Annotated in this window: 18 protein-coding genes; 11 read left to right on the forward strand and 7 right to left on the reverse strand. The window is 63.2% G+C overall.

Going from position 1 to position 22,505, the window contains the following annotated elements:
* The first annotated feature begins 355 nt into the window (after positions 1-355).
* The 9 genes from LCU97_RS17320 to LCU97_RS17360 all read left to right on the forward strand — a co-directional run bounded on the left by LCU97_RS17320 (position 356) and on the right by LCU97_RS17360 (position 13,132).
* Positions 356-709, forward strand: a complete 354-nt coding sequence (locus LCU97_RS17320; RefSeq protein ID WP_232777292.1) for a hypothetical protein — start codon at positions 356-358, stop codon at positions 707-709.
* Positions 710-1,161: 452 nt separating this feature from the next.
* Positions 1,162-2,121 carry an AAA family ATPase gene (locus LCU97_RS17325; protein WP_053153736.1) on the forward strand — a complete coding sequence of 320 codons (960 nt, stop codon included), beginning with the start codon at positions 1,162-1,164 and terminating at the stop codon, positions 2,119-2,121.
* Positions 2,122-2,130: 9 nt separating this feature from the next.
* Positions 2,131-3,075, forward strand: coding sequence for a DUF58 domain-containing protein (locus LCU97_RS17330; protein ID WP_053153740.1), 945 nt, complete (start codon positions 2,131-2,133; stop codon positions 3,073-3,075).
* The gene (locus LCU97_RS17335; RefSeq protein ID WP_232777293.1) at positions 3,072-3,566 is read left to right on the forward strand and encodes a DUF4381 domain-containing protein; all 495 of its coding nucleotides are present in this window, start codon (positions 3,072-3,074) and stop codon (positions 3,564-3,566) included. Before LCU97_RS17330 ends, LCU97_RS17335 begins: the two co-directional genes overlap by 4 nt.
* Entirely contained in the window at positions 3,559-4,638 is a 1,080-nt protein-coding gene (locus tag LCU97_RS17340) for a vWA domain-containing protein (RefSeq protein WP_232777294.1), read from the forward strand. The genes LCU97_RS17335 and LCU97_RS17340 overlap by 8 nt, the downstream gene beginning before the upstream one ends.
* On the forward strand, positions 4,635-6,365 hold the full coding sequence (locus LCU97_RS17345) for a tetratricopeptide repeat protein (protein WP_232777295.1): 1,731 nt from the start codon (positions 4,635-4,637) through the stop codon (positions 6,363-6,365). Before LCU97_RS17340 ends, LCU97_RS17345 begins: the two co-directional genes overlap by 4 nt.
* Positions 6,362-7,999 (forward strand): BatD family protein, encoded by a 1,638-nt coding sequence (locus tag LCU97_RS17350; protein WP_053153753.1) that lies wholly within the window; start codon positions 6,362-6,364, stop codon positions 7,997-7,999. Before LCU97_RS17345 ends, LCU97_RS17350 begins: the two co-directional genes overlap by 4 nt.
* Before the next feature lie 250 nt (positions 8,000-8,249).
* On the forward strand, positions 8,250-9,494 hold the full coding sequence (locus LCU97_RS17355) for an exonuclease SbcCD subunit D C-terminal domain-containing protein (protein ID WP_232777296.1): 1,245 nt from the start codon (positions 8,250-8,252) through the stop codon (positions 9,492-9,494).
* Positions 9,491-13,132 carry an AAA family ATPase gene (locus LCU97_RS17360; protein WP_232777297.1) on the forward strand — a complete coding sequence of 1,214 codons (3,642 nt, stop codon included), beginning with the start codon at positions 9,491-9,493 and terminating at the stop codon, positions 13,130-13,132. The genes LCU97_RS17355 and LCU97_RS17360 overlap by 4 nt, the downstream gene beginning before the upstream one ends.
* A 79-nt stretch (positions 13,133-13,211) precedes the next feature.
* Here LCU97_RS17360 and LCU97_RS26645 read toward each other — a convergent pair whose 3' ends face one another.
* The 7 genes from LCU97_RS26645 to LCU97_RS17390 form a co-directional block, all read right to left on the reverse strand.
* Complete coding sequence (locus LCU97_RS26645) at positions 13,212-13,337, reverse strand: hypothetical protein (protein WP_256222672.1); 126 nt, start codon at positions 13,335-13,337, stop codon at positions 13,212-13,214.
* Between the two features lie 179 nt (positions 13,338-13,516).
* On the reverse strand, positions 13,517-13,696 hold the full coding sequence (locus LCU97_RS17365) for a hypothetical protein (protein WP_053153761.1): 180 nt from the start codon (positions 13,694-13,696) through the stop codon (positions 13,517-13,519).
* Between the two features lie 155 nt (positions 13,697-13,851).
* Positions 13,852-15,027, reverse strand: a complete 1,176-nt coding sequence (locus tag LCU97_RS17370; protein WP_269802971.1) for a lactonase family protein — start codon at positions 15,025-15,027, stop codon at positions 13,852-13,854.
* Positions 15,014-15,310, reverse strand: a complete 297-nt coding sequence (locus tag LCU97_RS17375) for a DUF5629 family protein (RefSeq protein ID WP_053155336.1) — start codon at positions 15,308-15,310, stop codon at positions 15,014-15,016. Before LCU97_RS17375 ends, LCU97_RS17370 begins: the two co-directional genes overlap by 14 nt.
* A gap of 223 nt (positions 15,311-15,533) precedes the next feature.
* Positions 15,534-17,114, reverse strand: a complete 1,581-nt coding sequence (locus LCU97_RS17380) for an aldehyde dehydrogenase (NADP(+)) (protein WP_232777299.1) — start codon at positions 17,112-17,114, stop codon at positions 15,534-15,536.
* A 13-nt stretch (positions 17,115-17,127) separates the two neighbouring features.
* Positions 17,128-18,120 carry an AraD1 family protein gene (araD1, locus tag LCU97_RS17385; protein WP_232777300.1) on the reverse strand — a complete coding sequence of 331 codons (993 nt, stop codon included), beginning with the start codon at positions 18,118-18,120 and terminating at the stop codon, positions 17,128-17,130.
* Between the two features lie 157 nt (positions 18,121-18,277).
* Positions 18,278-19,600, reverse strand: coding sequence for an MFS transporter (locus LCU97_RS17390; protein ID WP_053153772.1), 1,323 nt, complete (start codon positions 19,598-19,600; stop codon positions 18,278-18,280).
* 190 nt (positions 19,601-19,790) lie between these two features.
* Between LCU97_RS17390 and LCU97_RS17395 the strand changes: the two genes are divergently transcribed.
* Both LCU97_RS17395 and LCU97_RS17400 read left to right on the forward strand, forming a co-directional pair.
* A complete protein-coding gene (locus tag LCU97_RS17395; protein WP_053153775.1) occupies positions 19,791-21,527 on the forward strand; it encodes an IlvD/Edd family dehydratase in 1,737 nt (578 codons plus the stop codon).
* A 236-nt stretch (positions 21,528-21,763) separates the two neighbouring features.
* A complete protein-coding gene (locus LCU97_RS17400; RefSeq protein WP_053153778.1) occupies positions 21,764-22,483 on the forward strand; it encodes a FadR/GntR family transcriptional regulator in 720 nt (239 codons plus the stop codon).
* Positions 22,484-22,505: the final 22 nt, after the last annotated feature.

The raw sequence follows: 22,505 nt of genomic DNA on the forward strand, positions 1-22,505 counted from the left end.
CCTGGTTCTCGGGCAGAGGAAACAGGACGACAGGTGGGTGAAGCTGGACAAGACCCGCAGGTCACATTCCTTTTCCATCTAAATTCCATGTAATGAACACCTGCAAAAAACACCGGGGGGTGGCCTTTGCACGTGCACATCCGTTGCGCAGCTTAACGAGTGCGACAATGGGCATGCTTGCAGCGCTGCGACATATTCGGTCATCGGCTAGCTAAACAGCCGGTACGCACCGGATAACCCTAGCAGGCTGGGAACCAAACAGCCCCCCTAAGCGGTAAACCAGCAGAAAATCCTTGGCGCTGGCAAAATCCACTTTTCGCACCCCGCAGGTGCACTCGATCCTGGAGCCATCACCATGCAAATGACCACCGCCCTTCTGATCGCCAACCCGTGTGATGAAGAAGAAGACAACATGGCCATGCTCTGCTGCCACAGCGCCCAGGGCGAAATGTTCCTGATGACCCGCTATCCCGACGAGGACGAGCTGGAGATTGCGCTTGATGGCGAGCCTTCGACCCTGGACGGGGTCAAGGTCACCCTGTCACCGACCTTGCTGAAGATCGAGGTCGCCGCAGCGGACGCAGATGCCCTCGACGGCGACGATGTGCTGGAGATCAGCCACGACACCGATGCCGCGGACCTGGCCGAGGTGGAATTGACCTTGCAGAATATTCTCCGGGGGACCGGGACTTATATCAGCGAGCTTTGATCCCAATGGGAGCCAAGTACTCGCGCTAACCGACAGTTGGCGCTGCCGCCAAACCGCGTCGCCTATATCGCGAGCAATCTCTGCTTCCACAGCTCCAGCGAACGCTCGCAAATCCAGGCCTTCCACAGACCCTGTGGGAGCGAGCCTGCTCGCGATGGCGGTGGTTCAGACTCCATCCATGTCGAATGTACCGCCGTCTTCGCGAGCAAGCCCTCTCCCACAGGTTTTGCGATCTCCAGAACACTCCTGTGTCCGGATAAACATCCCTTTATGTGAGAGCTTCCCACTCAAACGAGAGCAAGATCCCTTCCCTGTGCTTCCAAACCGATCACAAATCCACACGGCCACTCAAAATCCCGTTAGTCGCCGCCCCCCGCCATGCATTAAAGTAACGCCCCCAGCCCCGGCATTATCCGAATGCCCCGGGCCTCCCTTTCCAGGAACAGTCATCGATGGAACATCGTGAAGCGCTGCTGGCGCTGCGAACCTTTCTTTCAACGCAGATCCTCGGCCAGGAAAAACTCATCGAGCGCCTGCTCATCGCCCTGCTTGCCGACGGCCACATGCTGGTGGAAGGCGCGCCGGGGCTGGCCAAGACCAAGGCCATCAAGGAGTTGGCCGAAGGCATCGAGGCGCAGTTCCATCGCATCCAGTTCACCCCCGATCTGCTGCCCGCCGACATCACCGGTACGGAGATCTATCGTCCGGAAACCGGTAGCTTCGTGTTCCAGCAGGGGCCGATCTTCCATAACCTGGTGCTGGCGGACGAAATCAACCGTGCCCCGGCCAAGGTCCAGTCTGCGCTGCTCGAAGCGATGGCCGAGCGGCAGGTCAGCGTCGGGCGCAGCACCTATGAGCTGTCGCCGCTGTTCCTGGTAATGGCTACGCAAAACCCGATCGAGCAGGAAGGCACCTACCCGCTGCCCGAAGCCCAGCTCGACCGGTTCCTGATGCACGTCAAGATCGGTTTCCCGGACGCTGCCGTGGAACGCCGTATTCTCCAGCAGGCCCGGGGCGAAGCGCTGCACGGCGAAGCCACGCCCGAGCGCCGTGTGAGCCAGCAAGCAATATTCGTCGCCCGCAAGGAGATCCTCGGGTTGTACATGGCCGACGCCGTGGAGGAATATCTGGTGCAACTGGTCATGGCCACCCGCAACCCGGCCAAGTTCGACCCGGAAATGGCCGAGTGGATCGCCTACGGCGCCAGCCCGCGGGGCTCCATCGCCCTGGACCGCTGCGCCCGAGCCCACGCCTGGCTGGCCGGACGCGATTTCGTCAGCCCCGAGGACATCCAGGCAGTGTTGTTCGACGTGCTGCGCCACCGCATCATCCTCTCGTTCGAAGCCGAAGCCGCGGGCATCGATCAGGATCGGGTCGTTCAGCGGATTCTCGACGTCGTCGCTGTCGCTTGAGCATGACTCATGAATAACCCACTGGCGCCCGCACCGGGCATCCGCGTCAGCCTGTCGGAGCTGATCGAGATGCGTCATCGCGTGCGCGAAGTGCAGTTGTTCTCCACGCCCGGCCAGCGCAGCCCGCTGATCGGCCTGCACCACTCCAAGCTGCGTGGGCGCGGTGTGGACTTCGACCAGGTGCGGGTCTATCAGGCCGGCGATGACGTGCGCACCATCGACTGGCGCGTGACCGCTCGCACCCAGGAACCCCACACCAAGCTGTTCCACGAAGAACGGGAACGGCCGATCTTCATCATGATCGAGCAAAGCCATCGACTGTTCTTCGGCTCGGGGCTGACCTTCAAGTCCGTACTCGCCGCCCAGGCCGCCAGTCTGTTCGGCTGGGCCGCGCTGGGGCACAACGACCGGGTCGGCGGCCTGGTGTTCGGCAACAATACCCATTACGAGGTCAAGCCCCGACGCAGCAAGCAGAGCCTGCTGCAACTGCTCAACCGCTTGGTGCGGGTCAATCAGTCACTGCATACCGAAGGCGAGCCTGATCGCGATTCGTTCGGCATTGCCTTGCGTCGGGCCCGGGAAGTGCTGCGACCCGGCAGCCTGGTGATCGTGATCTGCGATGAGCGTGCGCTGTCCGACAGTGCCGAGCAACAACTGAGCCTGCTGTCGCGACACTGCGACCTGTTGCTGCTGCCGCTGTCGGATCCACTGGATCACGCCTTGCCCGCGGCTGGTCTGCTGCGTTTTGCCCAGCGCGGCGCGCAGTTGGAGCTCGATACGCTGAATGTCGAACTGCGCCAGGCCTATCGCGCCCAGGCCGAAGCACGGTTGGGTCGCTGGGAAATGCTCGCGCAGAAACTGCGGATCCTGCTGATGCCACTGAGTACTCAGGGTGACATGGTCGAACAATTGCGCGAATACTTGAATCCCGGACGACCGGGGAAAAGCCGATGAGCAGTCTCGATCAATTACAGCCGCTGATGGCGCCGCCCCCTATCGGCTTCTGGCCTCCCGCGCCGGGCTGGTGGCTGCTGTTGGTGCTGTTGCCGCTCCTGGGCCTGGGCCTGTGGCAATTACGCCGGTTCATCCCGGCAAAGCGCACCACCGCCAGCGCCGAGCAACCCTTGGACCCAGTGCGCCTGGCCGCCCTGGCCGAACTCGCCCAACTGTCCAAGCCCTACGACGGCGCGCCGGCCGGCGCCTGGCTACAACAGCTCAACGCACTGCTCAAGCGCGTGTGCCGCAACCACTACCCCTACAGCCAGAGCCACACTCTCAACGGGCGAAAATGGCTGGCCTTCCTGGATAACCGCTGCCCGGCGGCCGGCCTGACTCGCTGGATGGTGCTGGTCGAAGGTGCTTACAAACCGGAGTGCAAGCTGGACGACAAAGCCATCGCCGGCCTGACCCAGGCCATCGAAATCTGGATTCGCAAGCATGTTTGAGTTCGCCTGGCCGTGGATCTTCGCCCTGCTGCCGCTGCCCTGGCTGATGCGCCTGGTGCTGCCTCCGGCCGACAGCGGCGAATCGGTGCTCAAGGTCAGTTTCCTGGAAGACCTCGAAGGCCTCGTCGGCCGTCGCGCCCGGTCCAGCCTGCCGAGCTGGCGCCAGCAGGCACCTTTCATCCTGCTCTGGCTGCTTCTGCTGATCGCCGCCGCCCGCCCCCAATGGCTGGGCGAGCCGTTGCCGATTGCTGCCAGCGGCCGTGACCTGCTGGTGGCGGTGGATGTTTCCGGGTCCATGGACTTTCCTGACATGCGCTGGCAGGACGAAGAGGTCAGTCGCCTGACGCTGGTCCAACAGATGCTGGGGGACTTTCTCGAAAACCGCGAAGGCGACCGGGTCGGCCTGATCCTGTTCGGCAGCCAGGCTTATCTGCAAGCACCGTTGACCTTCGATCGCCGTACCGTGCGACGCTGGCTCGACGAGGCGCGCATCGGCATCGCCGGCAAAAATACCGCCATTGGCGACGCCATTGGCCTGGCGCTCAAGCGCCTGCGCCAGCGCCCGGCCAACAGCCGTGTGCTGATCCTGGTCACTGACGGCGCCAATAACGGTGGCGAAATCGATCCGTTGACCGCCGCCCGGCTGGCTGCCGACGAGGGCGTGAAAATCTACCCGATCGGCATTGGCGCCGATCCGGAGCAAAGCGGCACGGCGGGTTTCCTCGGCGTCAATCCGAGCCTGGACTTGGATGAACCCACACTCAGGGAAATCGCACAGGTTACAGGCGGTCGATATTTCCGGGCCCAGGACGGCGGACAGCTGCTTGAGATCAAGGGCACGCTCGACCAACTCGAACCGGTGGTCCAGCAACCGACCCAGGCACGTCCCAGCCGGGCGCTGTATCAATGGCCACTGAGTGCCGCCCTGCTGCTGAGCGTATTGCTCGCGGCCCGCGAACGCTGGCCGGACAACCCCTTGCAGCGCCTGTTCAGCCAGTCGCTGTTCCAACCTGCCCAATCCGTCGAATGGCGCCAACGGCTCAAGCGCCTACGTTTGCGGAGGCGGCGATGATCGGTCTGTGGCCGCACTGGTTGCGCCCCGCTTTCTTGTTGGTGCTGCCCTTGCTGGGATGGCTGCTCTGGCAACTGTGGCATCGGCAGAAACGGGTCGGTCGCTGGCAGATGATCCTGCCGCCGGCGTTCCATGCCGTACTGCTCAGTGGCGGCAGCGGCCGGGAAAGCCGCTTGCCCTGGATTGCCCTCGGCCTGGGCTGGCTGTTGATGGTGCTGGCGTTGCTCGGGCCCAGCTGGGCACGGGTCGAACAGGCCAGCCAGAAGCCCGCCGACCCACTGGTGGTGGTTTTCGAACTGACCCCGGAAATGCTCGCCACCGACGTACCGCCCACTCGTTTGGAACAGGCGCGGCGCAAGCTGCTGGACCTGCTGCATAACCGCAGCGATGCCCAGACCGCAATCGTCGTCTACGCTGGCAGTGCTCATACGCTGGTGCCGCTGTCCGACGACCTGTCCACCAGCGCCAACCTGCTCGAAGCCCTGACCCCTTCGATCATGCCTCAAGCGGGGCATCGCGCCGACCTGGCAATCAACAAGGCCATGGCCCTGCTGGACCAGGGCGGACTGGGTCATGGCCGGATCCTGCTGATCGGCTCGTCCTTGAACGAGCAGGAACGCCAGGGCATCCGCCAGGTGCTGGACGGCTCGGCCACCCGTTTGCTGATGCTGGGCATCGGTACGCGAGAGGGCGCGCCGGTGGCTCAAAGCGATGGCAGTTACCTCAAGGATGCGCAAGGCGCGATTCTGATACCGCGCCTGGACAACCCCAGCCTCAAATCCTTCATCAACGAACTGGACGGCCGTTACCGCCCCGCACGTCTGGACGACAGCGACCTGCGAGGCCTCGGTCTGCTGGATGGCCCTCGCCATCTGCGCCACGACGGCCAGACGCTGCGCCTGGACACCTGGGCCGACCAGGGGTACTGGTTGCTCCTGCCACTGTTGCTGCTGGCGGCCTGTGCCGGGCGCCGGGGCTGGCTGTTCTGCCTGCCGCTGCTGTTCGTGCTGCCACAGACCGGGCACGCCTTCGAATTCGAAGACTTGTGGTTGCGCCCCGACCAACAAGGCCAGCATTTGCTCAAGCAAAAACGTCCGGCCGAGGCCGCCGCCCATTTCCAGGACAGCCAATGGCAAGGCGTTGCCCTCTACGAAGCCGGAGAGTACAGCGAAGCCGCCCGACGCTTTGCCGAGGGCTCCGACGCCCGCGCCCATTACAATCGCGGCAACGCACTGGCCAGGAGCGGCGAGCTGGAAGCCGCGCTGGATGCTTATGAACAAGCCTTGGAGCTGCAACCGGACCTGCGCCCCGCCCAGACCAATAAAGCCCTGGTGCAGAGCCTGTTGAAAGAACAGGCCTCCCCGGACGAGCCCAAGCCTGCCGATAACGAATCGCCGGACTCCGCGGTACAATCGCCGAGCGCCGAAACGCCGTCCCAGTCCTCGCAGGCCCAATCGCCATCCGACGAGGCAACGGCCCCGCCGGATGAAGCCCAGGCATCGCACACGACACCCGACAGCGCCCAGGAGGTACCGGGCAGCGAATTGCCCGATGAACAGACCACCACTCCGCCGCTGCGCCCCGCCGCCGGCCAACGCAACGAAGAAGAACAACGCCAGGCCCTGGAACAATGGTTGCGCCAGATTCCGGACAATCCGGGCGAACTGCTCCGGCGTAAATTCTGGTATGAACAACAAAGCCACCAGGTCCAGGGAAAAACCCAATGATCCGCGTCACCGTCCAGTTCCTTGTCTTGCTGCTCTGGATCTGCGCAGCCCAGGCCGCGCAGTTGACCGCCAGTGTCGATCGCAGCCGCCTGAACTCCGGGGAAACGGTGGAGCTGACCCTGGAATCCAACGACGCCACGCTGTTCGGCAAGCCTGACCTGGGGCCGCTCCAGGCGCTGTTCGATGTGCGTGGCACCCGCCAGGTCAACCAACTGACGACCCTGGACGGCGAAAACCGCGCAACCACTCGCTGGATCGTGACCCTGCTGCCACGCCAGAGCGGCACCGTGATCATCCCTTCCCTGCAACTGGGGGAAGTGAGCAGCCAACCGATCACCCTGCAAGTGATCGAAAGCGAAACCCGCAACGCCTCAGGCACTCTGGCACCGGTGTTCATCGAAGCCAGCCTCGACCAGAACCGCGTGTACGTGCAGGCCCAGGCGATCCTGACCTTGCGTATCTACCATTCGGTGTCGCTGTACGACGACAGCAGCCTGACGCCGCTGCACATCCCCGATGCCCGCACCGAGCAGCTAGGCGAATCGCGCACCTATGAAAAAGTCATCAATGACGTACGTCATGGCGTGATCGAGCTGCGCTATGGCATCTACCCCCAGCGCAGCGGCGAACTGACGATACCGGCCCAGACGTTCAGCGCGACCCTGGTCGAGCCGGTGGCCCAGGGCGCCGCGCCATCGGGACCCAAGCCCGGCCAGCTGATGCGCGTCAGTTCCGAACACCTGCGACTGACCGTCGACCCCAAGCCGGCCAGCTATCCGCCCGATGTGCCGTGGCTGCCGGCCCGCAGCCTTTCCCTGAGCGAAAGCTGGAGCCCCGAACCGACCCACAGCCAGGTGGGCGATTCCCTGACCCGCAGCCTGACCCTTGAAGCCGAAGGCCTGGCCAGCTCCCAGTTACCCCCCCTGCCCGCCACGGAGATCAATGGCTTGCGTCGTTATCCCGACCAACCGGTTCTCAGCAGCCGCAGCAGTGAACGCGGGCTGGTGGGCAGTCGCGAGGACCGCGAGGCGCTGGTGCCCAACCGCAGCGGGACCATCGAACTGCCACCGGTGGAAGTGATCTGGTGGAACACCCTGGAGAATCACCTGGACCGAACCAGCCTCCCGGCGCGGACCCTGCAGGTGGCGAACAATCCAAGCCTGATGGTGGACACACCGGCGGGTGCGCCCCAGGTCGTGACGACGGTCGACAGCGACGCGCTGTGGTATTGGCAACTGACTTCGTTGCTGCTGGCCTGTACCACATTACTGGGCTTCGGTCTGTGGTGGCGGGCCCGCTCGCAACCGGCGGTCCTGCGTGCGGCCCAGGCCGGACCGAGCCCGCGCACCCTGTTGGACGACCTCAAGCGGACCTGCCTGGCCAACGACCCTCACGCCACCCGCCAGGCACTGGATGCCTGGGCCCGACAGCAACCGGAAACACTGGCCGACATGGCGGCGCGCTTCGTGCCGCTGTCCGACGCCCTCGATGGCCTCAATGGTGCCCTCTACAGCGAAACCGGCCAGCACTGGCAAGGTGAAGACCTGTGGCGGGCGATTCGTGCCATTCCGCCCACCGAGGGCACGCCGAACTCGGCCGGCGACTCGGGCTTGCCACCGCTGTACCCCAAGTAGTCAGGGGAAGCGAACCCCTGGGGACCTGTGGGAGCAAGGCTTGCCCGCGATGAGGCCATCCCTTTCAACCTCACTGCAACCTGACCCACCGCTATCGCGAGCAAGCTTTACTCCCACAGCAATTGTTCCCACAGCAAATGCTCCCAAAGTAAGAAGTTGAACACGTCCTCTCGCCTGTTTCCCAGTAAACTCTGTTTCTTTTAGCCGCCTCTCCCTTCCTGCGGCCATTATCTGTTTTATGGAGTTCACCTTGCGTCTGTTCCACACCTCCGACTGGCACCTGGGGCAAAACCTGCACGGCCAGGAGCGCGATTTCGAGCACGCGTGTTTCCTCCAGTGGCTGCTGCGCCAGTTGGCCAGTGAAAAACCCGACGTACTGCTGATCGCCGGGGATATCTTCGACACCGTGAACCCACCGGTCAAAGCCCAGGAGCGGCTGTACGACTTCATCGTCAGCGCCCATGAACAAACCCCCAACCTGACCATCGTGATGATTGCCGGTAACCATGACTCCGGCTCACGGATCGAACTGCCCGCCCCCCTGATGCGGCGGTTGCGTACCCATGCCCTGGGCCGGGTGTTGTGGCTGGACGACGGACAACTGGACGTCGAGCGCCTGTTGCTGCCGCTGCCCGACGCCAAGGGCAAGGTCAAGGCGTGGTGCCTGGCCCTGCCGTTCCTGCGTCCCGCCGAAGTGACCGGCGCGCAACTGGGGGATGATTACCTGCGAGGCATCGGTCAGGTCCACGAGTGGCTGATCGCCGCTGCCAACGCCAAGCGCAAGAAAGGCCAGGCACTCATTGCCGTCAGTCACGCCCACATGGCCGGCGGTTCCGTGTCCGAAGACTCGGAGCGCAGCCTGATCATCGGCAACGCCGAGGCCCTGCCCGCCAGCCTGTTCGGCACGAGCATCAGCTACGTTGCCCTCGGTCATTTGCACAAGCCACAGAAGGTCAACGGCGAGGAACGCATCCGCTACAGCGGCTCGCCAATTCCTCTGTCGTTCTCCGAGATCGGCTATCAACATCAGATCCTGGACATCACCCTGGACGGCGAAACCCTGGCGAAGGTCGAGCCACGGTTGATTCCCCGTGCCGTCAATCTGCAACGCCTGGGCCCGGCGCCCCTCGCCGAGATCCTGGTGCAACTCAAGGAATTGCCCGACGTCGACCTGCTGGCCGATGTCCAACGCCAACCCTGGCTGGAAGTGCGGGTACGCCTCGACGAACCGCAACCAGACCTGCGCCACCAGGTGGAAAGTGCACTGCAAGGCAAAGCCGTGCGCCTGGTGCGGATCGCCGCCGAGTACGCCGGCACCGGCGATGCCGGGCGCGCCGATGACGACGCGGCGCTGATCGAGCTGGATCAACTGAGCCCGCACGAGCTGTTCAGCCGCGCCTGGCAGGACACCTATGGCAACGAAGTGGACGAACAGACCCTCCAGGATTTTGCCGCGCTGTTGCAGGACGTGCAGATGGAGGACGAGCAGCCATGAAGATCCTTGCGATCCGCCTCAAGAACCTCGCCTCCCTGGCTGGCCCGTTCGACATCGATTTCACCGCCGAACCCCTCGCCAGCGCCGGCCTGTTCGCCATCACCGGCCCGACGGGCGCCGGCAAGAGCACGTTGCTCGACGCACTGTGCCTGGCGTTGTTCGGGGCCGTACCGCGCCTCAACAACACCGGGCGCGACGCCAAGGTCCCGGATGCCGACGGCGAGATCGCCACGGGCGACCCACGCACGCTGTTGCGCCGCGGCACCGGCGAGGGCTACGCCGAAGTGGATTTCCGGGGCATCGACGGGCGCCGCTATCGCGCCCGCTGGGAGGCCAATCGCGCCCGGGAAAAGGCTGGCGGCAAACTGCAAGCCAGCCGCCAGAGCCTGCGGGACCTGGACAACGATCAATTGCTGGCAAGCCAGAAAAGTGAATACAAGACTCAGCTCGAAGCGGTCCTGGGCCTGAACTTCGAGCAGTTCACCCGCGCCGTGCTGTTGGCGCAGAGTGAGTTCAGCGCCTTTCTCAAGGCCGATGACAACGAACGCAGCGAGCTGCTGGAAAAGCTCACCGACACCGCCCTGTACACCCGGCTCGGCCGGCGGGCCTTCGACAAGGCCAAGCACGCCAAGGAAAACCACCGGCAATTGCAGGAGCAGGCTACTGGCGTCACGCCATTGGCACCTGAAGCACGTGCGGAGCTGGACCAGCGTTTCAACGAAGCCCAGCAACGGCTCAAGACCCAGCAGGCACAACTCAAGCAACTGGAGCAGCAGCACACCTGGCTCAAGGACCTGCACCAGCTGCAGGACGAACACGCCAGCGCCACCGAGCAACTGCAACAGGCCCAGGCCGAATGGAACGCCCTGGCGGACGACCGCCTGAAACTGACTCGCCTGGAGCAACTGGCGCCCCAGCGGCATCAGTTCATCCGCCAGACGGAACTGACCCGGCAACTGGCGCCCCTGGCGGCACAGATCCAGCAGCTCAGCCAGCAACAGATCGACCTGACCGAACGACAGACGCAACTGGAAAAGGCCCTGGGTGCAGCGCAACTGGCGTTGGTTGCGGCCCGCCAGCAAAGCACCGACAGCGCGCCGTTGCTGCGCCAGGCTTTCGAAGAGCAGAGCACCCTCGCCCGCCTGTCCAGTGACGCCGACCAGGGCGCCGAGCGCCAACAGCAGGCCCAACAAGCCTGCACCGAGGGCCAGCACACCCTTGAAACCTTGCAGGAACAGCAACGGCAGGTGGCCGGGCGCTTACAGCGCATCGCCGATGAGCTGGAGCAGAGCCTGCACCTCGCCCCGTTGAGTGACGCCTGGAATGCCTATCGCGATCGCCTCCAGCAACTGATGCTGATCGGCAACCGCCTGAACAAGGGCCAGACCGAACTCGCCGCCCTGGAGCAAAGCGCCGCCAGCGCCAGCGAGGAGTTGACGGCCCGCCGGCAAGAACTGGAAGTGCTCTACAAGGAAGCCGGCGCCGAGCCCGAAGCAGTGGCCGAACAGATCCAGTTGCTTGGCAACCTGCTACAGGACAACCGCAAACAACAGCGTGCGTTCGAGGAGCTGACGCGGCTGTGGGCCCAACAGCAAGAGCTGGACAAGCGCAATGCCGAACTGGAACAACGCCAGCAACAGGCGTTGCAGGAGCGCGACCGGCTGGTGCGCGAGGGCAGTGAAGCCAAGGCCGAACTGGCGCTTGCCGAACAGACCCTGACGGTCACCCGTGAACTGTTGGAGCGCCAACGCCTGGCCCGTAGCGAAAGCGTTGAGCAACTGCGGGCCCAACTCCAGGACGACCAGCCCTGCCCGGTGTGCGGCAGCGTCGAGCATCCTTACCATCAACCCGAGGCCCTGCTGCAAAGCCTCGGCCGTCATGATGAGCATGAAGAGGCCAACGCCCGCAAAGCCGTCGACCTGCTCAATGAAAAGGTCATCGACCTGCGCGCCCGATACAGCGGCGTCATCGCCCAGCTCAAAGAGCTGCGCCAGCAACAGGAACAGCTCGCCAGCCAGCAGCAAGGCCTGGCGCCCAGCCTTGAAGCCCATCCGCTGTCCGCGCCACTGCTGGCGCAGGACGGGATCCGACGCGAGGCCTGGCTGACCCAGCAGAACAACCAGCTCCACCAACGCATCACCCAGGATGAACAACGACAAGCCGCCCTCCTGACCCTGCAACAGGACGCTTCGCGCCTGACTCAACGCCTGCGCAGCGCTGAAACGGCGAGCCAGCAGGCAACCCAACACCTGGATAAGCAGCGACAGGAACTGGCCCACGACCGTCAGCGCCTGGACGAGGAGCTGAGCCATTTCAGCACCTTGCTGCCCGCCGACACCCTGCAAGCCCTGCGCACCGAACCCGCCGCCACCTTCCTGCAGCTGGACCGGCAGATCGCCCAGCGTCTGGAGCAGCAGGAACAGCAGCGCGAGGAACTCAGCGAACAGCTCCAGCGCCAGCAAACCCTGGAGAAAGAACAGGACCGCCAGCAGACCCGGACCCAGCAACTGGAGTCGGCGCGCCAGCAACTCCAGGCCTTGACCGAGCAACGGCAGGCTTGCCAACAAAGACTCACACAATTGCTGGGCGATCACGCCAGCGCCGAACAGTGGCAGCAGCAGCTCGACCAGGCCCTGGAGCAGGCACGCGCCGCCGAGACGACGGCCAACCAGCAACTGCACGAGCTGCGCAACAGCCTCGTGCAACTGGCTACCGAACTCAAGGCCCGCCAGGAACAGGCGCTGGCGCTGGAGACGGAATGTCAGGCGCTGGCCGCCGGCATTGCCCAATGGCGCACTTCCCATCCGGAGTTGGACGACGCCGCCCTTGAAGCGCTGCTCGGCCTGGACGAGCAACACGTCGGGCAATTGCGCCAGCGACTGCTCAACACCGAGAAAGCCATCGAACAGGCCCGTGTGCTGCTGACCGAACGTGAGCAGCGTTTGCAGAACCATCAGGCCCAGCACAACGGCCATCTGTCGCCGGAACAATTGGTCGATGCCCTCAACGAACTGCAGACGCAATGTGACGCCAGCGAACAGCAGTGCGCCGAACTACGCGCCCAGCAAGCCGAAGATCAACGCCGGCAGAACGCCAACCAGGCCCTGGCCTTGCAAATCGAACAGGCTTACGCCGAATACCAGCGCTGGGCGCGACTGGATGCACTGATCGGCTCGGCCACCGGCGATCGCTTCCGCAAACTGGCCCAGGCCTACAACCTCGACTTACTGGTGCACCACGCCAATGCCCAACTGCGACAACTGGTGCGACGCTACCGGCTCAAGCGCGGCGGCAGCATGCTCGGTCTGTTGGTGCTGGACACGGAAATGGGTGATGAGCTGCGCTCGGTGCATTCATTGTCCGGCGGCGAAACCTTCCTGGTATCCCTCGCCCTGGCCCTGGGCCTGGCCTCGATGGCGTCCAGTACGCTGAGAATCGAATCGCTGTTCATCGATGAAGGCTTCGGCAGCCTCGATCCTGAGTCCCTGCAATTGGCAATGGATGCCCTCGACGGCTTACAGGCCCAGGGACGCAAGGTCGCGGTCATTTCCCATGTGCAGGAGATGCATGAGCGGATCCCGGTGCAGATTCGGGTGCATCGTCAAGGGAATGGGCTGAGTACGGTGGAAGTCAAGTAAGACGGCTGAATACCTGTGGACCTTGTGGGAGCGAGCAGGCTCGCTCCCACAAGGACTGCGGCTTGACTGATTCACCCGATCACTCTTGCAGCAAGCTGAGTAATCGCTCACGCGCCGCTTCCGGCTCGCCGGGAACCGGCTGGGCGGCAGAAACAATCGGGGTGGAATAGAGGAACAGCAGCATCATTGCCAGACGCATCGCCATGGTGTTGATCCTTGTGAGGAGGAGTCAATTTTTCAGCGTCAAATTTAAACACATGGCCATGTGATATTACAGCGGGATTTTCAGAACACCCTGAAGCGCCTTATGAAAACGACGAAGCCTGCGATCTTTTCTCTTCTTGAAAGATGAAAAGATCGCAGGTTTCAGAGGTCGCACGTCGCTCAGTGTTGGGACTTGTGATCCAGGGCGGCGTAGAAGTTGGCGCTTTGTTGCAGGTATTTCTCGGTGTAGGTCTGGGTGCGATTTTTCTTGTCGCTGATCTCGATGCTGGCACTGGCTGGCAATGCCACGGTGGCGGAGATAGCGGAAGCGGCGATCACGGAAAAAAGGTTAAGGTTCATGGCGGTATCCTCGGATTCAGTTGGCTGTCTTGCCCGGTTGGGCCGTGAAGCAAACTTACGCGCCGAGGCGTCTCGTCTTGAAATGCTTTGCACTGCTAGCGAATATCAGCCTCATTGATACAACGGCGCAGGCCCCGAAAAACGGGGCCTGCGGTCTATTGACGCAGTATGAATTTCAGATCGCTCGGTGCATCCATCGCCAACTTCTGCACGGTTTTACCCAGCAGACCGGTCTTGAGATCGCGCTCCACCACCACGATCTGATTGCTCTTCTGGTTGCCGATCAGCATGAATTTTTCACTCGGATCCAGACTGAACTCTCGCGGATGGTCCCCTTCCACGGAGCGGCGCTGAAGTTCTTTGAGCGTACCGGCGGCCGGGTCGATGGCGAACACCAGCACTTCGTTGCTGGTCCCCCGATTGCTCACGTACAGGAACTTGCCGTCCTTCGAGGCGTGCAGCGCAGCCGCCGCCCTGCCCGCCTGCGGCTTACCCGGCGCCAGGTCGACCAATTGGCGCTGGGTCAGTTGGCCCTCGCGGTAATCGAACACCGCGACCTGTGCGCTCATCTCCAGCGTCAGCCAGGCGTGCTTGCCATCGGCGCTGAACAACAGATGGCGCGGCCCGCTGCCGGGTGGCAATTGGACGAAGGCCGGGTCGGCGGCGGTCAGCGGCAGTTCGGGGTTGGCCTTGGGGTCGTAGCGGTAGACGAACACCTTGTCCGCCCCCAGGTCGTTGGCGAATACATAGTGGCCATCGGGAGAGGACACCGCCGAGTGAACATGGGCCGACCTCTGCCGCTCGGGATTGACCCGGCTCGGCTGATGGCTGCTCAACTGCACCGGGGGCGCAAGCTTGCCGTCGGCGCCCACCGGCAACACCGCCAGGGTGCCGCCCGGGTCTTCCATCACCGAATAGTTGCTCACCAGCAAATGCCGGCGGTCGCCGCTGAGGCTGGAATGGGTCGGCTCGTTGCCCAGAGACTGCACCTGGTTGATCAGGCTCAGTTCATGGGTCTTGGGATCGATGGCATAGCTGCTGACCTTGCCCACCGGATCCTTCTGACCCGGCCCGTTTTCGTTGACCACGAACAGGCGGCTCATGTCCGGCGAAAGGGTCAACCACGACGGATTGTCAGTCTTGATCACCTGCAACGGCTTGGCATCGAGTTGGCCGGTGCGGCTGTCGAACTGAAGGCGATAGAGACCCTGGCTCTGGCCGGCGGTGTAGGAACCCACCAACAGTTGATGGCGCTCTTCGGTGTCCGCCTGAACGCCCATGGCGCCCACACTGCCGGCCATCAACAGCGGCCAGAGACTACGCATCTTCATGTTCGTCATCCTCATCATTGTGGCCGCTGGTCGCTTCTACGCACTCCAATTGGTGGTCGCCCGAATCGCTGGAGATGATCCAGTGATTCGCAGCCTTGTCGAACGTCGCGGCCTGCATTTGCGCCGGGGTGAAACGCCAACGTTCCAGGGTACGACCGTTCATGCACTCGACGTGCAATTGGTCCTGTTCATCGAAGGAAAAATCGAAAGCGTGCAGCCCGTCGATGATCAGCATGTCGCAGGATTCGAGGGCTTGCAGCAAGGTGTCGGTCTGGGCAGTCATGGCGATCAGTCGTTCTTGGGGGAAAGCCGGCATGATAACCCAATGTGGAGGTGGGTCCGGGGTCAGGCTCCGGATAGGCTGATGCCAGGGCCATCGCCTTCGCGAGCAAGCCCGCTCCCACAAGGATTTGTTGTGGTATGTGGCCCCGCTGATCCCTGTGGGAGCGGGCTTGCTCGCGAAGAGACCGGCACATCCAACCACAACGTGCCGGCCACCCCAAGGCTCAGAGCCCTTCGCGCCCCATCACCCCATCCACCAACCGCAGGATCCCCAACGGGTTGGCATTCTTCAGCGGTTCCGGCAGCAGGCTGTCGGGGTAGTTCTGGAAGCACACAGGCCGCAGGAAGCGGTCGATCGCCAACGTACCCACCGACGTGCCACGGGCATCGGACGTGGCCGGGTACGGCCCGCCATGGACCATCGAGTCACACACTTCGACACCGGTCGGATAACCGTTGAGCAGGATGCGACCGACTTTCTGCTCCAGCAACGGCGTCAACTCGCCGAACTGTTCGAAATCCGCCGGTTCGCCAATGATCGTCGCGGTCAACTGGCCGTGCAGACCATTGAGCGCAGCAGTGAGTTGGGCCTGATCGGCCACTTCGACGAATACCGTGGTCGGACCAAACACTTCTTCCTGCAGTGCCTCGTCACCGTTGATCAGCAGGCTGGCGTCAGCCTTGAACAACTGCGGCTGGGCCTGGTTGCCCTGCTGCTCGCGCCCGGCCAGATGCTCGATGCCGGGGTGAGCCAGCAGTTTTTGCAGGCCTTTGCCATAGCTTTGCAGCGTACCGGCATTAAGCATGGTCTGCGGCGCCTGGTCGCCGATCAGCGCGGCCACTTGTTGGGTGAACGCGGTGAACTGCGGCGAGCGGATACCGATCACCAGGCCGGGGTTGGTGCAGAACTGGCCGCACCCCTGCACCACCGAAGCGGTCAGGTCGCGGGCGACGGTTTCGGCGCGGGTGTCCAAGGCCTTGGGCAGCACGATCACCGGGTTGATGCTCGACATCTCGGCAAACACCGGGATCGGCTGTGGGCGTGCCGCCGCCATGTCGCACAGAGCACGACCACCGCGCAGGGAACCGGTGAAGCCCACGGCCTGGATCGCCGGATGCTTGACCAGCCACTCGCCGACGCCACCGCCATAGATCATGTTGAACACACCGGCTGGCATCGAGGTTTTCTCGGCGGCGCGGATGATCGCGTCCGCCACCCATTCGGCCGTCGCCATGTGGCCGCTGTGGGCCTTGAACACCACCGGGCAACCGGCGGCCAGGGCCGACGCGGTATCGCCACCGGCGGTGGAGAACGCCAACGGAAAGTTACTCGCACCGAACACCGCCACCGGGCCCAGGCCGATGCGGTACTGGCGCAGATCGGGGCGTGGCAGTGGTGTACGCTCAGGCAACGCTCGGTCGATGCGTGCGCCATAAAAATCACCCCGGCGCAGGACTTTGGCGAACAGGCGCATCTGGCCGCTGGTACGACCGCGCTCGCCCTGGATACGCGCCGCCGGCAAGGCGGTTTCACGGCACACCACGGCGACGAACTCATCACCCAAGGCGTCCAGCTCATCGGCAATGGCGTCGAGGAACTCGGCCCGACGCACCGCGCTCAAGCTGCGATAAGTCGGATAAGCGGCAGCGGCGGCCTTGGCGGCGGCGTCGACTTCTTCTGCCGTGGCCTGGATGAATTCGCCGGGCAAGGCTTCGCCGGTGCTCGCATCGACGCTCTGCAGACGGGTCTGACCGGCCGCGCTTCGCGCCCCACCGATGTAGTTGTGGCCAAGGATCTGGTTCATCGCAAGTCTCCTCTTAAAGTGTGCCGATAGTACCCGGGTTGAACACTGCGTCCACCGGGGCAATGCCATTGACCAACGGTGCGCCGAACTCGGCCTGGCTGATCTCGAACACATCCCCCGGCTGGGTGCGGATGCCGTCGGCGAACGACAGGGTCGCGGTGCCGAAGAAGTGAACGTGGACGTCCCCTGGGCGCAGGAACTGACTGTACTTGAAATGGTGGAACTCCAGGTTTTCGAGGCTGTGGCACATGTTCGCCTCGCCGCTGAGGAATTCGTTCTGCCACAGCACTTCGCCGTTGCGCAGGATTCGACTGGTCCCGGACAGATGTTGAGGCAGTTCACCCACGCGAAGTTCCGGGCCGAAACTGCAACTGCGCAATTTCGAATGGGCCAGGTACAGGTAATTCTTGCGTTCCATCACGTGATCGGAGAATTCGTTGCCCACCGCAAAGCCCAGCCGATAGGGTTTGCCGTCGAAGCCGATGACATACAATCCGCTGATTTCCGGCTCTTCCCCGGCATCTTCGGCAAAGGGCGGCAGTGGAAACGGATGCCCCGGACGGACCACGATGCTGCCGTCACCCTTGTAGAACCATTCCGGTTGCACGCCGGCCTGCCCCGCCGCGGGTTTACCGCCCTCTACGCCCCATTTGAAGATGCGCATGGTGTCGGTCATGGCACTTTCGTCGCCGGCCTGCTGGTGCATCTTGTCCCGCGCCGAGGCGCTGCCCAGGTGGGTCAGGCCGGTGCCGCTGACCAGCAAGTGCGCCGGGTCCGGATGATCCAGCGGCGGCAGGATGCGCAGCTCGGCAAGCAGCTTTGTGTAGTCATGGCTAGCGCCCAGGCCCAAGCCATTGACCTGCTGCTCAAGCTTCACACCCGCCTCGATAGCGGCCAGCGCCAGCTCCCGCACCGTTTGCGCGCCCAGCACTTCGCGCACTTGATCGCCCTCGACCACACCGACGCGGCGCTCGCCGCCGGGCAATTCGAATTGAACTAAACGCATGGATCTCTCCTTGTAAACAAACCTTGAACACACCGCCAATCCACTGTGGGAGCGGGCTTGCCCGCGAAGACGGTGGCACAGTCAATATTTATGCAAGCTGACCCACCGCTTTCGCGAGCAAGCCCGCTCCCACACTGATCGTCTCAGCCTTCGAGTCTCAAGTACGCGTCGCCCCCCGGGCGCTGGCCGCGAATTGATCCGCCGGCAGCACGTGCCTGCGCTCCAGCAGTCGATAAACCACACCGGTCAACACCAGCCCAAACACCATCACGCACGACAGGAAATACAACCCGGACGCCAGACTACCGGTGTACTCCTTCAGCGCACCGATCACGAACGGCCCGATGTAACCGCCCAGGTTGCCCACCGAGTTGATCAGAGCAATCCCGGCCGCCGCACTGGCACCGGCGAAGAAACGCCCCGGCAGGGTCCAGAACACTGCCGTGCAGGAAAACAGCGCAAACGCCACCAGGCACAACGCTGCCAGTTGCAACACCGGCACCGACAGCCAGGCGCTGAGGAACAGACCAATGGCGCCCAGCACGTAGAGCACCGCCAGATGACCATAGCGGTCGTTCAAGCGGTCTGAACTGCGGGGAATAATCAGCAAGCCGACGATGCCGAAGATATACGGCACCGATGACACGAAACCGGTCACCAGGTCACTGCCGCCGAATTGCTTGATCAACGTCGGCAACCACAGGCCCAAGCCATAAATGCTCAACGTCACCGGCAGGTAGAACAGCGCCAGGAGCAGGACACGCTTGTCCTTCAACGCATGCAACGGATTACCGTGGCGGGTCTGGCCGTATGCCTGGAGGTCTTTTTCCAGCTCACCGGTCAGCCAATCCTTCTCGGACTGATCCATCCATTTCACCTGCTGCGGACCGTCGGGCAGGTAGCGCAGCACCGGCCAGGTCAACAGCACCGCTGGTAGACCGATAACGATGAACAGCCATTGCCAGCCGTGCAGGCCCAGGATGCCGTCCATGCCCAGCAAGCCACCGGACACCGGGCCGGTGATCATCATCGCGATCGGCTGGGACAAAATGAACAAACCCAGGATCTTGCCGCGATGGCGCACCGGGAACCATTGGGTGATGTAGTACAGCACGCCCGGGAAGAAGCCGGCTTCGGCGGCACCCAGCAAGAAGCGCATCACATAGAAGCTGTAGGGGCCCTGGATGAACGCCATGCCGATAGTGATTGCGCCCCAGGTGACCATGATCCGGGCGAACCAGCGCCGGGCACCGAAGCGTTCGAGCATCAGGTTGCTGGGGATCTCAAGCAGGAAATAGCCAATGAAAAACAGCCCTGCCCCCAAGCCATAGGCCGCGTCGCCAATGCCGACGTCGGCACCCATGTGCAACTTGGCGAAGCCCACCGCAGAGCGATCCACGTAGGCAATCAGGTACAGCAGGATCAGGAAGGGAATCAGTTTCAGCGTAATGCGACGGATAAGCCGCAATTCCTGGCTCATGGGTCCGGTCTCCAATTGTTGTTGTTATAGAACCGGGGGATTTCTCTCGCGAACGCACGCCAGGACAACCCCTCCGTTGAATCGACTATATAGTAATACTATTTAACCAACAACACTTCCAAACCGTGCAAATTGCGCTTATGTTACGCTCATGCTGGAACAATATAGTCATACAATAAGAGAATCGATCATGTCTGATAAGAAACCCTCCCTGCGCTCGGCCCAATGGTTTGGCACCGCCGACAAGAACGGCTTCATGTACCGCAGCTGGATGAAAAATCAGGGCATCGCCGACCATCAGTTCCATGGCAAGCCGATCATCGGCATCTGCAATACCTGGTCGGAGCTGACGCCGTGCAACGCGCATTTCAGGCAGATCGCCGACCACGTCAAGCGCGGCGTGATCGAGGCCGGAGGCTTTCCGGTGGAATTTCCGGTGTTCTCCAATGGCGAGTCGAACCTGCGCCCCACCGCCATGCTGACTCGCAACCTGGCAAGCATGGACGTGGAAGAGGCGATTCGCGGCAACCCGATTGACGGCGTGGTGTTGCTCACCGGTTGCGACAAGACCACCCCCGCGCTGCTGATGGGCGCCGCCAGTTGCGACGTACCGGCCATCGTCGTCACCGGCGGGCCGATGCTCAACGGCAAGCACAAGGGCCAGGACATCGGCTCGGGCACGGTGGTCTGGCAACTGAGCGAACAGGTCAAGGCCGGCACCATCACTATCGACGATTTCCTCGCGGCCGAGGGCGGCATGTCCCGCTCGGCCGGCACCTGCAATACCATGGGCACCGCCTCGACCATGGCCTGCATGGCCGAGGCCCTCGGCACCTCCCTGCCCCACAACGCCGCGATTCCGGCCGTGGATGCACGGCGCTATGTGCTGGCCCATATGTCCGGCATGCGCGCCGTGGAAATGGTCCGCGAAGACCTCAGACTCTCGAAGATCCTGACCAAGGAGGCGTTCGAGAACGCCATCCGGGTCAACGCCGCCATCGGCGGTTCCACCAACGCGGTGATCCACCTCAAGGCCATCGCCGGGCGCATCGGCGTGCAACTGGACCTGGACGACTGGACCCGCATCGGTCGCGGCATGCCCACCATTGTCGACCTGCAACCCTCCGGACGCTTCCTGATGGAAGAGTTCTACTACGCCGGCGGCCTGCCGGCGGTGCTGCGCCGTCTCGGCGAGGCCAACCTGATTCCCAACCCGGACGCCCTGACAGTCAATGGCAAGAGCATCGGCGAGAACACCAAGGACGCGCCGATCTACGGCCAGGACGAAGTCATCCGCACCCTGGACAACCCGATCCGCGCCGACGGCGGCATCTGCGTGCTGCGCGGCAACCTGGCGCCGCTGGGTGCTGTGCTCAAGCCATCCGCCGCCACCCCCGAACTGATGCAGCATCGCGGCCGCGCGGTGGTGTTCGAGAACTTCGATGAATACAAGGCTCGGATCAATGACCCGGAGCTGGACGTGGATGCCAACTCAATCCTGGTGATGAAGAACTGCGGACCCAAGGGTTATCCGGGCATGGCCGAGGTGGGCAACATGGGCTTGCCGGCCAAGCTGCTGGCCCAGGGTGTGACCGACATGGTGCGCATTTCCGACGCACGCATGAGCGGCACGGCCTACGGCACCGTGGTGCTGCACGTGGCGCCGGAAGCGGCAGCCGGCGGCCCTCTGGCGGCGGTGAAGGAAGGTGACTGGATCGAACTGGACTGTGCCAACGGGCGTCTGCACCTGGACATTTCCGACGCCGAACTCGCCGCCCGCCTGGCCGACCTGGCACCACCGCAGCAACTGCTCGTCGGCGGCTATCGCCAGCTGTACATCGACCATGTGCTGCAAGCGGACCAGGGTTGCGACTTCGACTTCCTGGTGGGTTGCCGCGGCGCTGAAGTACCGCGTCACTCCCACTGACACTATCCATCCCCGATGGGGCACAGATCCTCCGTGGGAGCAAGGCTTGCCCGCGATGGCGGTGAATCAGTCGCCATCGCTATCGCGGGCAAGCCTTGCTCCCACAGGGTTAACCCTCACAGGGGGTGGCTCTGGCAATGTGAGCCGTGTCGACATCAAAATCGCACTAGCGACCCGCCCTCGCCGCGCCTGCTATCATGCGCAGCAACTCCTCGCACAGGAACGCGACGCGTCCCATGGACTACCGTAAACCTTCCGACCGTAAAAGCATGCACGCCCGCATCGTCCAGGAACTGGGCATGCAGATCGTCTCGGGGCGCTTCAAGCCCGACGACAAACTGCCCGCCGAAGCCCTGCTTTGCGAAGAATATGCCGTCAGCCGCCCAGTCTTGCGCGAGGCCACTCGGGTGCTGGTCGCCAAGGGCCTGGTGTACTCGCGGCCGCGGGTCGGCACGGTGGTCAAGCCGCGCCGGGAATGGCACATGCTTGACCCCGACGTGCTGCACTGGCTGATGAAAAGCAGTCCGCAAAACGAATTCTTCAATCTACTGACCAGCGTGCGCAGCATCATCGAGCCAGCCGCCGCCGCCCTCGCCGCGCAGTTTGCCACCGAGACCGACATCGCCGCCATCCGTGAAGCGTACCAACGCATGGAAGCGGCACCGACGCCGGAAGCCATGCTGCAACCGGACCTGGACTTTCACAGCCTCATCGCCGATGCCACCCACAACGATCTGCTCGCCAACCTTTGCAACATGTTGTCGGTAGCCATCGCCGAAGCGCTCAAACACTCCAACCAGCGCCCCAACCTGCATGAACTGGCGATGCCACGGCACAAGGCAATCCTTACCGCCATCGAGAACCGCGACGCCCTCGGCGCCCGCCATGCCACGCTGGTGCAACTGGACGATGCCCGCAGCGCACTGAACGTGGTGCTGGGTACCGATCCGGCCTGATATCTCCCGCCAGGCCCATCAG

It is taken from the genome of Pseudomonas uvaldensis (assembly GCF_021271205.1).
GTDB classification, from domain to species: Bacteria; Pseudomonadota; Gammaproteobacteria; order Pseudomonadales; family Pseudomonadaceae; genus Aquipseudomonas; species Aquipseudomonas uvaldensis.

Coding starts and splice junctions, on each gene's coding strand:
- LCU97_RS17325 (WP_053153736.1), top strand. CDS start 1,162: ATGGAACATCGTGAAGCGCTGCTGGCGCTGCGAACCTTTCTTTCAACG.
- LCU97_RS17350 (WP_053153753.1), top strand. CDS start 6,362: ATGATCCGCGTCACCGTCCAGTTCCTTGTCTTGCTGCTCTGGATCTGC.
- LCU97_RS17360 (WP_232777297.1), top strand. CDS start 9,491: ATGAAGATCCTTGCGATCCGCCTCAAGAACCTCGCCTCCCTGGCTGGC.
- LCU97_RS17320 (WP_232777292.1), top strand. CDS start 356: ATGCAAATGACCACCGCCCTTCTGATCGCCAACCCGTGTGATGAAGAA.
- LCU97_RS17330 (WP_053153740.1), top strand. CDS start 2,131: ATGAATAACCCACTGGCGCCCGCACCGGGCATCCGCGTCAGCCTGTCG.
- LCU97_RS17390 (WP_053153772.1), bottom strand. CDS start 19,600: ATGAGCCAGGAATTGCGGCTTATCCGTCGCATTACGCTGAAACTGATT.
- LCU97_RS26645 (WP_256222672.1), bottom strand. CDS start 13,337: ATGGCGATGCGTCTGGCAATGATGCTGCTGTTCCTCTATTCCACCCCG.
- LCU97_RS17335 (WP_232777293.1), top strand. CDS start 3,072: ATGAGCAGTCTCGATCAATTACAGCCGCTGATGGCGCCGCCCCCTATC.
- LCU97_RS17395 (WP_053153775.1), top strand. CDS start 19,791: ATGTCTGATAAGAAACCCTCCCTGCGCTCGGCCCAATGGTTTGGCACC.
- araD1 (WP_232777300.1), bottom strand. CDS start 18,120: ATGCGTTTAGTTCAATTCGAATTGCCCGGCGGCGAGCGCCGCGTCGGT.
- LCU97_RS17365 (WP_053153761.1), bottom strand. CDS start 13,696: ATGAACCTTAACCTTTTTTCCGTGATCGCCGCTTCCGCTATCTCCGCC.
- LCU97_RS17345 (WP_232777295.1), top strand. CDS start 4,635: ATGATCGGTCTGTGGCCGCACTGGTTGCGCCCCGCTTTCTTGTTGGTG.
- LCU97_RS17340 (WP_232777294.1), top strand. CDS start 3,559: ATGTTTGAGTTCGCCTGGCCGTGGATCTTCGCCCTGCTGCCGCTGCCC.
- LCU97_RS17380 (WP_232777299.1), bottom strand. CDS start 17,114: ATGAACCAGATCCTTGGCCACAACTACATCGGTGGGGCGCGAAGCGCG.
- LCU97_RS17370 (WP_269802971.1), bottom strand. CDS start 15,027: ATGAAGATGCGTAGTCTCTGGCCGCTGTTGATGGCCGGCAGTGTGGGC.
- LCU97_RS17375 (WP_053155336.1), bottom strand. CDS start 15,310: ATGACTGCCCAGACCGACACCTTGCTGCAAGCCCTCGAATCCTGCGAC.
- LCU97_RS17400 (WP_053153778.1), top strand. CDS start 21,764: ATGGACTACCGTAAACCTTCCGACCGTAAAAGCATGCACGCCCGCATC.